Annotated in this window: 10 protein-coding genes; 3 read left to right on the top strand and 7 right to left on the bottom strand. The window is 55.1% G+C overall.

Annotated elements, in window-relative coordinates; all coding sequences use genetic code 11:
• Nucleotides 1-91: 91 nt before the first annotated feature.
• Nucleotides 92-1,483, top strand: coding sequence for a DNA repair protein RadA (gene radA / locus CCASEI_RS12465; protein WP_025388148.1), 1,392 nt, complete (start codon nucleotides 92-94; stop codon nucleotides 1,481-1,483).
• Between the two features lie 51 nt (nucleotides 1,484-1,534).
• Here radA and CCASEI_RS12470 read toward each other — a convergent pair whose 3' ends face one another.
• Both CCASEI_RS12470 and CCASEI_RS12475 read right to left on the bottom strand, forming a co-directional pair.
• The gene (locus tag CCASEI_RS12470) at nucleotides 1,535-2,290 is read right to left on the bottom strand and encodes a hypothetical protein (RefSeq protein ID WP_025388149.1); all 756 of its coding nucleotides are present in this window, start codon (nucleotides 2,288-2,290) and stop codon (nucleotides 1,535-1,537) included.
• Nucleotides 2,291-2,420: 130 nt separating this feature from the next.
• The gene (locus CCASEI_RS12475) at nucleotides 2,421-3,026 is read right to left on the bottom strand and encodes a carbonic anhydrase (RefSeq protein ID WP_035095172.1); all 606 of its coding nucleotides are present in this window, start codon (nucleotides 3,024-3,026) and stop codon (nucleotides 2,421-2,423) included.
• Between the two features lie 62 nt (nucleotides 3,027-3,088).
• Here CCASEI_RS12475 and CCASEI_RS12480 point away from each other — a divergent pair, with 62 nt between their 5' ends.
• Nucleotides 3,089-3,952 carry an HhH-GPD family protein gene (locus CCASEI_RS12480; protein ID WP_025388150.1) on the top strand — a complete coding sequence of 288 codons (864 nt, stop codon included), beginning with the start codon at nucleotides 3,089-3,091 and terminating at the stop codon, nucleotides 3,950-3,952.
• A gap of 58 nt (nucleotides 3,953-4,010) precedes the next feature.
• On the opposite strand, the gene CCASEI_RS14840 is transcribed toward CCASEI_RS12480, so the two are convergent.
• Nucleotides 4,011-4,181: a DUF4236 domain-containing protein gene (locus CCASEI_RS14840; protein ID WP_006822678.1), complete on the bottom strand. Its 171-nt coding sequence runs from the start codon at nucleotides 4,179-4,181 to the stop codon at nucleotides 4,011-4,013.
• A 128-nt stretch (nucleotides 4,182-4,309) separates the two neighbouring features.
• Between CCASEI_RS14840 and CCASEI_RS15110 the strand changes: the two genes are divergently transcribed.
• Nucleotides 4,310-4,486: a hypothetical protein gene (locus CCASEI_RS15110; RefSeq protein WP_155894844.1), complete on the top strand. Its 177-nt coding sequence runs from the start codon at nucleotides 4,310-4,312 to the stop codon at nucleotides 4,484-4,486.
• Between the two features lie 103 nt (nucleotides 4,487-4,589).
• Here CCASEI_RS15110 and CCASEI_RS12485 read toward each other — a convergent pair whose 3' ends face one another.
• From CCASEI_RS12485 to CCASEI_RS12500, 4 genes are all read right to left on the bottom strand, one after another.
• Entirely contained in the window at nucleotides 4,590-7,307 is a 2,718-nt protein-coding gene (locus CCASEI_RS12485; RefSeq protein WP_006822677.1) for an ATP-dependent Clp protease ATP-binding subunit, read from the bottom strand.
• A gap of 269 nt (nucleotides 7,308-7,576) precedes the next feature.
• Complete coding sequence (locus CCASEI_RS12490; RefSeq protein WP_025388151.1) at nucleotides 7,577-9,076, bottom strand: MDR family MFS transporter; 1,500 nt, start codon at nucleotides 9,074-9,076, stop codon at nucleotides 7,577-7,579.
• Nucleotides 9,077-9,318: 242 nt separating this feature from the next.
• Nucleotides 9,319-11,022, bottom strand: a complete 1,704-nt coding sequence (crtI, locus tag CCASEI_RS12495; RefSeq protein WP_025388152.1) for a phytoene desaturase family protein — start codon at nucleotides 11,020-11,022, stop codon at nucleotides 9,319-9,321.
• A gap of 4 nt (nucleotides 11,023-11,026) precedes the next feature.
• Nucleotides 11,027-11,944, bottom strand: coding sequence for a phytoene/squalene synthase family protein (locus CCASEI_RS12500; RefSeq protein WP_025388153.1), 918 nt, complete (start codon nucleotides 11,942-11,944; stop codon nucleotides 11,027-11,029).
• Between the last annotated feature and the right edge of the window lie 235 nt (nucleotides 11,945-12,179).

A 12,179-nucleotide genomic window follows, 5' to 3' on the forward strand; every position in this document is an offset into this window, starting at 1 on the left:
GAAGGGGTTTGACGGCGGTTTCTTATTGGGAGAGAGCTTCAACCTTGCTGGTTAAGGCTAATGTCGGGGCGGTCGACTAAAGTGTGAAGACATGGCTAAAAAGCAACGTCCCATCCACACCTGTTCTGAATGTGGATATGTTTCACCCAAGTGGTTGGGTCGCTGTCCAGAGTGCGGCTCGTGGGGCACGCTGCAAGAATCAATGCCCGCTACTGCTAGCGCGAATGTTGCGGCAGCGGCAATCTCTGGGCAAGTATCTAAGGGGCTGACTCCTACTGCCCCAGCAAAGCCCATCTCACAGGTCGCAAGCACCACCACGAAAGCTCTAAAGACCGGTATCGGGGAACTCGACCGTGTGCTGGGTGATGGCATTGTTCCAGGTTCTGTGGTGTTGATGGCCGGTGAACCCGGTGTTGGTAAATCCACGCTTCTGCTTGAAGTGGCCGCACGTTGGACTCAGGCTGAAAAGGATCCGCGAACGGCATTGTATGTCACCGCTGAGGAATCAGTGGGCCAAGTTCGTACCCGTGCGGAGCGCACCAACGCCTTGCATGACACGTTGTATCTAGCAGCCGAATCAAACCTCGACATTGTCTTCGGGCATGTGGAGCAAATCAAACCCTCCCTCATCATCGTGGACTCAGTGCAGACCATGCACGCAGCCGGCGTTGAGGGCGTTGCCGGCGGTGTGGCGCAGTCCCGCGCGGTGACCGCTGCGTTGACCACACTGGCAAAGACCACCGGCATTCCCATCCTTCTGGTCGGGCATGTAACCAAGGACGGCAATGTTGCTGGCCCGCGCGTACTTGAACACCTGGTGGATGTGGTGCTCAACTTCGAAGGCGACCGCCAATCCAGTTTGCGCATGCTGCGCGGCATTAAAAACCGCTTCGGCGCTACAGATGAGGTGGGTTGTTTTGAACAAACCGCCGGCGGCATCCGGGAAGTCGCCGACCCCTCAGGGCTGTTTCTCTCCCACCGCGGCACCACTCCTGACGGCTCTGCCGTCACCGTTGCGATGGATGGCGTGCGGCCTATTCTCGCAGAAGTACAATCTTTGACCGTTGACCCAGTGGGCAAGAACCCACGCCGCGTGGTTACCGGATTGGATAATAACCGCGTGCCCATGGTGCTGGCAGTGCTGCAGGCACGTGCGAATGAGCGCACTAATGACAAAGATGCTTATGTGGCAACCGTTGGCGGCATGAAAATTACTGAGACCGCCACAGACCTAGCGGTTGCGCTAGCAACCTGGTCATCGCTGCATGAACGGCCATTGCCCTCCAAGATGGTAGTCATCGGCGAGGTCGGGCTTGCAGGCGAGCTGCGCCACGTGCCTAATATTGACCGCCGATTGAGCGAAGCCGCGCGTCTGGGTTATACCCACGCTATTGTTCCGGCCGGTGGGAAGTCCGAAGTCACCAGCATGAACATTGCCTATGCTTCCACCCTTGGCCAAGCTATTGCCATCATCAATAACTAACCCGCCTGTGCTGGGCTATTCCAGTGCACAGACGGGCTAGTTGAACAAAAGTTATGCCAAGTTAAAGGTGTATGGCTCCGAAGCATTATCACCAATGACAGTGTGCAGAAAATAAGCACCTGGTTCTACTACCGGGCGCTGGCCGCAGTCGCCGCCGCGCTCAGATGCAAGGCGGGACCAGACTGCGTCGAAGCTGCGCTTTTCGCCTGCTGGGAAGTTGTAGGTACCGGTCTGTACTGAGTCGTAGCAGTCGGTATCAGTCCACATACGCTGGTTGTCCGAGATTCGGTACACCTCAAAGCGTAGGGTTTCCTCATCCAGGTTGATGTCGCAGTCAGCACCAGTTGGGTTCACCACCGTCATACCAAAGTTTGGCTGCACGCCATTCGGGTAGGTGGTGGCATCAGAGGACGCACGGATAACCAAGTCGGAGAGCTCACAAGAATCCTTGTCCGCTAATGCTGGGTCGATGTTGCTGGAGTTGGAATCATTAGAGGATTCTTCGCTCTCACCGTCACGCGCTTGATCACGGTTAGCTTCTTCATCATTGGCCGCAGATGGCTCCGCGGATTCAGATTCAATTTCTTCTGAACCTTCGGAGCCTGCGCCCTCATCTTCTGAGTTTTCAGGCGCCGAAACCGGAGTGGACTCCGGGGCAGCCGTTTCATCATCGTTGTTGCCGCCGAATGCGCTAAATGCAATCAGCAAACCAACCACCACGACCAGAATGACAACAAACGCCGCGATGCGACGTCGCATGTAAATCTCGCGCGGCAGCTTATCGGAGGACTGGTTTGGGTTAGACACACCCTCATGTTAAGCGCTTTTGCTGCTCAGCAACACCATGCGGGCGGGCGTGTCTCAAAAGCGCCCGACCCAGGGCACAGCGTTAGTGGCCTGGATTCGGGCGCTTTAAAAAACTGGACAACGGAAGTTGTTAAACCACGCCGTGCAGAACGACTGGCTCAATGCTGCTCTCATCCAGCAGGTAGCGAGTGCCCACTACGCCGAGCTCGCCATTGATGATGCGCTGGTTCAAGTTAGGCATGCGGGCAAGAATCTGACGCACAGTGTCCTGAACGTTCTGGCGCTCATAGTCGGAGCGGTCACGCTTGCCTTCCTTCTGTGCGCGCAATGTAGACATCGCAACCTTTTCAATAATAGTGCGCTGGAAACCAGAAGGAATCTGCATGTCACCATCAACAAAGGCAGCGGTAGCGCCAATTGCACCGCAGGACTGGTGGCCCATGACCACAATCAGGTTGCAGCCTAGGTTCTCCAGCGCGTAGTCCAAAGAGCCCAGCACGGTGTTGTCGACGATGTGGCCGGCGGTACGAATGACAAAGGCATCTCCAAGGCCCATGTCAAAGACCAGCTCCACTGGAACACGGGAGTCCGAGCAGGACAGCACTACGACCTTAGGGTCTTGTCCAGAGACCAGGGAAACACGTCGGGTCTGGTCAATGTTGGGGTGTTCGGCGCGCTCTTCTACGAAACGCTGGTTGCCTTCTTTCAAGGCATCCCAGACGCTTTGGGGGTTCATATTAGTAGTTTGTTCCGTCACAATTACTGATCTTACTCCCTACTAGTACAATTACCGTGATCATGATTGATACTGCTGCGCTTCTTATTTGGTTTGACCTCAATGAACGTCCCCTTCCCTGGCGAAACAAAACTACCTCTGCCTGGGGGATTCTTATCAGTGAGGTCATGAGTCAACAGACTCCTGTGGCGCGCGTGGCACCCCAGTGGCAAGAATGGATTGAGCGCTGGCCCACCCCTGCGGACTTCGCGAAGGCAAGTAAGGCGGAGGTTCTGCGCGCCTGGGGCAAGCTGGGCTACCCGCGCCGCGCGTTGCGCCTGCATGAGTGCGCGCAGGCGATTGTTAAGCGCCATGATGGCGCAGTGCCTTCCGATGTCGATGAGCTCCTCGCGTTGCCCGGCATCGGCGCATATACCGCGCGTGCAGTGGCATGTTTTCATTTCCAGCAGAACGTACCGGTGGTTGATACCAACGTGCGTCGTGTTTGCGGCCGCGCCGTGACTGGGCAGTTCCTACAGCCTCAGCCATCCGCCAAGGAGCTTGGCCAGGTTGCTGAGGTCACCACTGGGCCGCGCTGTTCGGCGGCATTCATGGAGTTGGGCGCACTGGTGTGCACCGCGAAGTCCCCGAAGTGCGATATCTGTCCAATTAGGCGCACCTGCCAATGGCAGAAACTCGGCTGTCCACAGCCAAGCGAAGAAGACTTGAGCAAAGCAAAGAAGCGAGTTCAAAAGTTCACTGGCACTGACCGCCAGGTCCGTGGTCTGCTCATGGATGTGTTGCGCGCGGCCGATGATCCAGTGGAGAAATCACAGCTCGACGTGGTGTGGCCCGATGCCGCGCAGCGCTCCCGTGCGCTTTTCTCGCTTGTTGAAGACGGTCTCGCCGTCCAAACTGATGCCGGCAAATTCCATCTTCCGCAGTAACGCTTTCCACGGTCAGTGCTGAACGGTAAATCTCTAACCGATGAAATCGACGTTGGATTTATTTCCAGCGGCCGCGGAAGTTCAGTCCGCCAGGCAGATTGACCCACATGCCGCCGCGAGAGTTGAGGGTGACTGGTCCAATCTTCGTAGAGGTGGATGCACCCGAACCAGAGAGGTTAAGCCAGGAGTTCTTGCCCATCTTTTTGCGCTTACGAAAGTAAATTCCCATACCGAAAACCTTAGCGCAGCATGCACAGTTCAGCCATGAATTTTCATCACCACGACAACTTCGGCTGCGGAAATTGTTTTTTAACTAACCTGGTTCACTACAAACTCAACAATGAGAGGTAGCTGCTGATGAAGCAAAGCTTTTTCCCAATAATGTTTGCGCTGTCGTGGTTGCTCAACGGGGCGTTGCTTTACATAGTTCTTGATGACCCATTCCGATGGTTTTTCCCATTCCTTGGAATCATCTTGGCCTTAATCGTCGGCATTGAACTCAATCATCGAAAGAAGACCGCTGTAGGGAACTAAAACAGAAGAAAGTCGCCGTTTCAGTGTTTGTACTGAAACGGCGACTTTCTTGTATCTCCGGCAATCACCGGGAGTAGCTACTGCCAGCAGCTACTCAGGGCGACTACTGACCGGAAGGAGCGCCTGCACCAGCTGGTGGTGGGTTGTTTCCGTCGTCGTTAGAGGAGGAAACAGGCTCTTCTGGCAGAGTGTCCGGAACGATGGTGTCAGCGCCGTCGGAGTCTTCGCCGTCGTTCTCATGAACCACGGTGTCCTCCAAAGGCTCGTCGAAGGTGCCTTCTGGCAGTGGCTTCGGACGTGGGCTGAAGGTAAACGTTGCCTTGGAGTTATCCTTGGCCTCGCCATCCCAGCCTTCGACATCGACGGAGATGATCTCGCCGGCACCAATTTCGCCGTAGAGAATCTTCTCAGACAGCTGGTCTTCAATCTCACGCTGGATAGTACGACGCAGTGGACGTGCACCCAGCACTGGATCGAAGCCGCGCTTAGCCAGCAAGTCCTTCGCCTTCTGAGTCAACTCAATGCCCATGTCGCGCTCAGCAAGCTGAACCTCAACACGGCCGATGAGCAGCTCAACCATCTGAACAATCTCATCACGAGTGAGCTGGTGGAAGACCACAATCTCATCAATACGGTTCAAGAACTCAGGACGGAAGTGCTTCTTCAGCTCATCATTGACCTTGTTCTTCATGCGGTCATACTGAGCATCCGAGTCAGTCTCATTCGCAGAGGTGAAGCCCAGACCAACAGCCTTGGAAATATCTTGGGTACCAAGGTTGGAAGTGAAAATCAGAACGGTGTTCTTAAAGTCCACCACGCGACCCTGACCATCGGTCAGACGGCCATCTTCCAGGACCTGCAGCAAGGTGTTGTAAATCTCCTTGTGTGCCTTCTCAATTTCATCGAAAAGAACCACGGAGAAAGGCTTACGGCGAACCTTCTCAGTCAGCTGGCCACCTTCTTCGTAGCCAACGTATCCCGGAGGAGCACCGAACAGACGTGACGCAGTAAAGCGGTCATGGAACTCACCCATGTCGATCTGAATCAAGTCATCATCAGAACCGAACAGGAAGTTAGCTAAAGCCTTGGACAGCTCAGTCTTACCAACACCGGAAGGACCAGCGAAGATAAAGGAACCGGAAGGACGACGTGGGTCCTTCAGACCAGCACGGGTACGGCGGATGGCGCGAGAAACAGCCTTGACTGCCTCGTTCTGGCCAATGATGCGCTTGTGCAACTCATCTTCCATGTTGAGCAGACGGGAAGATTCCTTCTCGGTCAGCTTCAGAACAGGGATACCGGTCCAGTGTGCAAGAACCTCTGCGATCTGCTCTTCAGAAATCTCAGCGATTTCTTCCAAGTCACCGGAGCGCCACTGCTTTTCCTTCGCGGAACGCTCTTCATGCAGCTTACGCTCGGTATCGCGAAGGCCAGCTGCCTTCTCGAAGTCCTGCGCATCAATAGCAGATTCCTTCTCCTTGCGGACTTCCGCAATGCGGTCATCCACGTCACGAATGCCCTTTGGTGCGGTCATGCGCTTGATGCGCATGCGTGCACCGGCCTCATCAAGTAGGTCAACTGCCTTATCTGGCAAGAAACGGTCATTGATGTAGCGGTCAGACAAGGAAGCCGCAGCCTTCAAAGCATCATCGGTGTAGGAGACGCGGTGGTGTGCCTCATACTTATCACGCAGACCACGCAGGATGGTGATGGTGTCTTCCATGGAAGGCTCATCAACCTTGACTGGCTGGAAACGACGCTCCAGCGCAGCATCCTTCTCAATGTGCTTGCGGTACTCATCCAGGGTGGTTGCACCAATGGTCTGCAGCTCACCTCGAGCAAGCTTTGGCTTCAGCAAGGAAGCTGCATCGATTGCGCCCTCTGCCGCACCAGCACCAACGAGTGTGTGGATCTCATCAATAAACAAGATGATGTCGCCGCGCTGGTTAATCTCCTTGAGAACCTTCTTCAGGCGCTCTTCGAAGTCACCACGGTAGCGGGAACCTGCAACCAAAGAACCCAGGTCAAGCGAGTAAACCTGCTTGTCCTTCAGGGTCTCTGGAACCTTGCCGTTAACAATATCCAGCGCGAGGCCTTCAACCACGGCGGTCTTACCAACACCCGGCTCACCGATAAGAACAGGGTTGTTCTTGGTACGGCGGGACAGGACCTGCATAATGCGCTCAATTTCGGATTCGCGTCCCACAACTGGATCCAGCTTGCCATCCTTGGCTGCCTGGGTGAGATTGCGTCCGAACTGGTCTAATACGAGCGAATTGGAACGCTCACCCTGGTTGCCAGGACCCTGGCGTCCTGGGTTCTGTGGGCCGGTACCAGCACCAACTGGGCCCGGCCCTGCCTCTGGCTTCTCACCCTGGTTACCTTCGTAACCAGAAAGCAGCTGAATAACCTGCTGGCGCACGCGTGGAAGGTCAGCGCCCAGCTTGGTCAGAACCTGTGCAGCAACGCCTTCGCCTTCACGGATGAGACCGAGCAGTAGGAACTCAGTACCGATGTACTTGTGTCCCATCTGCAGACCTTCACGCAAGGAAAGCTCCAGAACCTTCTTTGCACGTGGAGTAAACGGAATGTGGCCATTGTGTGGCTGAGTTCCGTGGCCAATAATTGCCTCTACCTCGCCGCGGACGTCCTCGAGCGAGATTCCCATGGACTCCAGCGCCTTAGCGGCAACGCCCTCACCTTCCTGGATGAGGCCAAGCAGGATGTGCTCGGTGCCAATGTAATTGTGGTTGAGCATCCGTGCCTCTTCTTGCGCCAACACAATGACGCGACGAGCACGGTCCGTAAACCTCTCGAACATGAGTCTTACCCCTTGAATTTCGTTGCTAAGTTGTCACCCACTCTAACGCGAGTTAGGCAGGACTATTTCTCACTAACTCAGCAATTGTTCAAAAATTCACCATAACACCAGCTCAAAGGGGTGTACGCCGGTAGCGAACAGAGGCATAAATCGCATTTTATAGCCAACGTTTGTGCCGGTTTTAGGGCAGGAAAAAGGCCGGCATCGACAAGCTTGTGCAAGCTTTTAAAAACGTCGATGCCGGCCTGCCTTAAAGCCGTGAAACTACCTTAAGCCTTTGCTGCCTCATCCTTAGAGACTGGCTCGGTTACTTCAACGAGCTCTGGGTCATTGTTGACGCGCTTAACAAAAGGTACCAAGCAGACAACAACCAGCATGCAAGCTGCAGCGAAAGTAAACGCCATCGTCGCGCCCTGGGCGGTGGCGGCTGCCTCAGTCATGCCAGACTCCGTGCCCGCAATCGTGCCGCGTGTGAGGAAGACAACCAAGATGGCGGTACCGGTTGCACCGGCTAGCTGCTGCACGGTGTTCATGCCGGCCGAGCCATGGCTGTACAGGTTGTCCGGCAAGGAGCTCACCGCCGTGGTCATCATTGGGGTCATCATCATGGCCATGCCGACGGAGAAGGTGATGTGCATGGCAACAACCATCCACACTGCGGACTCCTCGCTCAGCGTAATCATGGAACCAACGCCGATGAGCATCAAGATGGTGCCCGGAATAGCCAGCGGGAATGGTCCGTAGGAGTCAAAGAGACGACCGACGAATGGGGACATAATCGCCTGGAACACGCCACCTGGCATAACCACCAGGCCGGTGACCAGCGCGGTCACGCCGAGGGAGGTCTGCAGGTAAATCGGCAGCACGGTTGCAAAACCGAGCATGGCGCCAAACGAAATCAGGATGACGGAAACCGCCAGGGTGAAGTTACGGATGGTGAATGGGCGCAGGTCCAAGAATGCCTTGTTTTCTTTGCCCAGCTTGATTTGGCGCATCACGAACAGCACCAGGGAAACCGCACCGATGACGGCCACTGCGATTGCCACGGTGCCCTCACCGGCCAGCATGGATTCCATGGAAGACAGGCCATAAATCAAGCCGCCGAAAGCGATGGCGGAGAGGAAGAAGGACAAGATATCCAGCGGAACCTTGCGGTTTTCGCCCACGTTTTTCAACTTGAACCAACCAGCGATCAAGACCAAAGCGATGAGTGGAACCATCAACCAGAACACCCAGTGCCAGGTCAGGGAGTTAACAATCGCGCCACCAACTGTTGGGCCGAGCGCCGGTGCTACGGAGATAACAATGGAGATAATGCCCATGACGGAACCGCGCCGCTGGCGCGGAACCAGCGTCATTGCCACTGTCATCAGCAACGGGATAACCAGTGCCGTGCCGGCCGCCTGAATCAGGCGGCCGATGAACAAAAACACGAACGCCGGCGCGAGGGCCGCAACAACGGTGCCGCTCAGAAACAGCAAACATGCAGTAATAAACACCTGGCGGGTGGTAAAACGCTCAATGGCGAAACCAGTAGCCGGAATGACCACAGCCATGGTCAGCATAAAACCGGTGAGCAACCACTGCACTGTAGTTGCTGGCACAGCGTATTCCGCCATGATGGCTGGTAACGCCACCGACAGCGAGGTCTCATTCAAAATCATGATGGTCGCTGCGCCGACCAGGACCGCCAACGTGGTCTTCACGTCAGCGGGCAGTTTATCCGGGCTGGCCGCGGTTGCGGGCGCCTGGGTATTTTCTTGTGACACTAGAGATTTCTTTCTTAACTAAACACGCATTGCTTTAAGGAAAACATGGGGAGAGGAAATTGAGCACCGCGTGAAATCTCGCGCCGGTACCTAAAGACAAAAAAGGGCCCATGCGGTATGAGCCGAAAAATTGGTCAACCGCATTAGAGCTAGCAACAGGTTACGGAATTTTAATCCACATAGATAGCCCACAGCGCCCTGCTGTAACTGAAAACACTATGTGTACGCGGTGTGCACTATTGCTAGCTCTCCGGCAGTGGCCCCGGAGTGTGGTCAGCACGTAGTCGCTTGATGATGTTCTCCGCAGAAATCAGACACAACGGCACGCCAACGCCAGGCACCGTGGTTGCTCCCGCGTAGTAGAGACTTTCCACCTTGGCGGACTTGTTTTTACCGCGAAAGAACGCCGATTGCGCCAGCGTATGCGCCGGACCAATCGCCCCACCGGACCAGGAGTAGTAACGCTCAGCAAAATCCGCCGGGCCGACAGTTTTGGACACCACAATGCGTTGTGCAAGGTCATCAATGCCCGCCCACTGGGCGATAAGCGCTATCGCTTGCTTAGCGATGCTCCGCACGCGCTCATCTTCCCCCCGGCCAGCAACACCGCCATTCACTTTGCTGCTGTCTTCTATGTAGGCACTACCGTGCCCGATCTCGGGCTCAGCGGCAGCTGGTACCAACACGAAGAGGTTTTCATAACCTTCTGGTGCGACATCTGCATCCGTGGCGGAAGTCTTAGAAACATAAATCGAGTGCGACCAAGATTTCTGCAGAGACTTCTGCGGGCCGAACACGGCTTCGAAATCAGGATCCCAGTCCCTGCTAAATAGCAAAGTGTGGTGTGCCAGCTCCGGTAGCTTGCCTTTAACCCCGGCATAGATGAGAACAGAACTTAAACCCGGGTTGCGTTTGTCCCAATACTTTTCCGGATAGGTCTGCAAGCTTTGCGGCAACAACTTCGTTTCTGTGTACTTCAAATCGGCCGCCGACACCACAACATCCGCCGTAATAATTCGGCCGTGTTGACCGTGTTGGCCGTGCTCTCCGTCTCCGTCCATGTCCCCACCAGCAATACGCACACCTCGCACGCGCTGTTTCTTTCCAAAGGTCACGATTTCGGTGACTTCCGTGGCCATCTGGAACTTCACACCATTGTCTTTGGCAAGGCGGACAAGGGAATCCACAACCGCCGCGAATCCACCGCGCGGATACTTTGGCCCCTGAATGAGGTCAGTGTGGCTCATCAGCGAATACAACGCCGGGGCTTGTTTTGGTTCTGTGGAGAGAAATACCGCGGGGTAGCTCAGCACCTGGCGCAGTCGGCTATCTTGCGCAACGGTCTTCACATAGGAATCCAGGCTTCGCGCCAACAGCACTGCCAGCAGGCGTGCATGCAGCAGCATCTCCCAGGTCATGAGGTTTTGCGGGCGCGTGAAGTTGTTATAGAGGAACTTTTGAATCGCCACCTCATAGACCAAAGAAGACTTCTGCAGATACTTACGCAGCCGCTCGCCCGCCCCAGGTTCAATGCTTTCAAAGGTATCGATGATGGTCTCTGGCGTGATATCAAGAACGCGGTCTAACGCATTTCCAGCGTCTCCAGCCCCCTCGGTGCCCACAACGCCCTCAGCATCCTGTTCATCTGCAGAAGGTCCAGTAATGACGCGGTAAGCCGGCTGCAGGTCAACCAGGTCCAGTTGTTCTTCGGTGGTCGTGCCGCACAGGCGGTAGAAGTGGTCGAATGCTTCTGGCATGAGATACCAGCTGGGGCCGGAATCCCAACGAAAGCCCGGTGCGTCCTGCGTGGTGTAGCTACCAGCACGTCCTCCGGGTTGGCTCAAACGGTCAATAACCGTGACGTCATAGCCTTCACGGCTGAGCAAAGTCGCGGTTGCAAGACCTGCGACACCAGCGCCAATGACTACTGCTGACTGTTCGCTCATTACCTTACTTCGAGCCCTTCTTCTGATTATCCTTCTTCAAAACGGTGCGCGGAATGCGTGCCAAGACTCTGGTCTTACGCGCTGGCGACAGGCTCACGCGTGTGCTCAGCAGTTCCGCTGCGGTAAGACGATCGATGTCATTAGTCAGTTCATTAAAAAGCTCAAGTGCTGCGACTACTCCAATACGGGCATCGAGCGGCAGTAGCGCAACGCTGCGGCGTGCTGCAGCTAAATCTGTGCGGATATCGGCAACAAGTTCGGCTTTGATGGCGTCATTGAACTCATCGTCTTGGAGTTGCGGAAAGTACTGCCTTCCCAAGAACTCAGTGTCATTGGCAATATCGCGCAGGAAATTAATTTTTTGAAATGCTGCGCCCAACTTTCGCGCGCCATGCTCCATTATTTGCCGGTCGCTGGCGTTGACATCCCGGTCAACTAAGAATGCTTGCAGGCATAACAGCCCAATGACTTCAGCAGAGCCATAGATATAGGCATCGAATTCTTGTTGTTCATTAGTACTTTGATCGCCCAAGTCCCTGCGCATAGAAGTAAAGAAGGCACGGATATGTTCATCGGCGAACCCGCAACGCCGGGCGGTTATGCCGTAGGCGTGCATGATCGGGTCGCGGTGCAGCCTTTGGCGTGGGGCGCGCAGAACCTGCGCTTCATAATCATCGAGCAACTCTCGACATTGCTCATTATTAAGCCCTGCGGCGTGGCCGGCCCCGTCCACGATTTCATCGGCGATGCGAACAACCGCGTACAAACTGCGGATATCTGTCTTGATAGTGCCCCGCAATAAGTTTGAGGCCAGGTTGAAACTGCTGGAATAGTTGCGGATAACTTGGTGCGCCGCGCGCTGAGCAGTGCGGTCATAGTGGTGCAGCAACTTAGCAGGTTGCTCATCCCACGCACCTGACATGTCTGCCACACCTCCGCCTTAACTACAGCGCTTAAACCAAAATTTCTACCCACTGACTATAAGCCGGTCGGCTGAAAATTAAGACATTGGGCTTTTTCTTCTCCATTTTTGACCCTGCCCGAACGTGACCGTTTGGAGCAGGTTGAGAAATTAGAGACACCTATTTCAGTGTTCGAATTACTGCCGAAAATAAATCCCTTTATCCACACAAGCAACACTTAAACACACTGGTCAC

The sequence above is a fragment of the Corynebacterium casei LMG S-19264 genome, assembly GCF_000550785.1.
GTDB classification, from domain to species: domain Bacteria; phylum Actinomycetota; class Actinomycetes; order Mycobacteriales; family Mycobacteriaceae; genus Corynebacterium; species Corynebacterium casei.

Coding starts and splice junctions, on each gene's coding strand:
- radA (WP_025388148.1), top strand. CDS start 92: ATGGCTAAAAAGCAACGTCCCATCCACACCTGTTCTGAATGTGGATAT.
- CCASEI_RS12475 (WP_035095172.1), bottom strand. CDS start 3,026: ATGAACCCCCAAAGCGTCTGGGATGCCTTGAAAGAAGGCAACCAGCGT.
- CCASEI_RS12480 (WP_025388150.1), top strand. CDS start 3,089: ATGATTGATACTGCTGCGCTTCTTATTTGGTTTGACCTCAATGAACGT.
- CCASEI_RS14840 (WP_006822678.1), bottom strand. CDS start 4,181: ATGGGAATTTACTTTCGTAAGCGCAAAAAGATGGGCAAGAACTCCTGG.
- CCASEI_RS15110 (WP_155894844.1), top strand. CDS start 4,310: ATGAAGCAAAGCTTTTTCCCAATAATGTTTGCGCTGTCGTGGTTGCTC.
- CCASEI_RS12485 (WP_006822677.1), bottom strand. CDS start 7,307: ATGTTCGAGAGGTTTACGGACCGTGCTCGTCGCGTCATTGTGTTGGCG.
- crtI (WP_025388152.1), bottom strand. CDS start 11,022: ATGAGCGAACAGTCAGCAGTAGTCATTGGCGCTGGTGTCGCAGGTCTT.
- CCASEI_RS12500 (WP_025388153.1), bottom strand. CDS start 11,944: ATGTCAGGTGCGTGGGATGAGCAACCTGCTAAGTTGCTGCACCACTAT.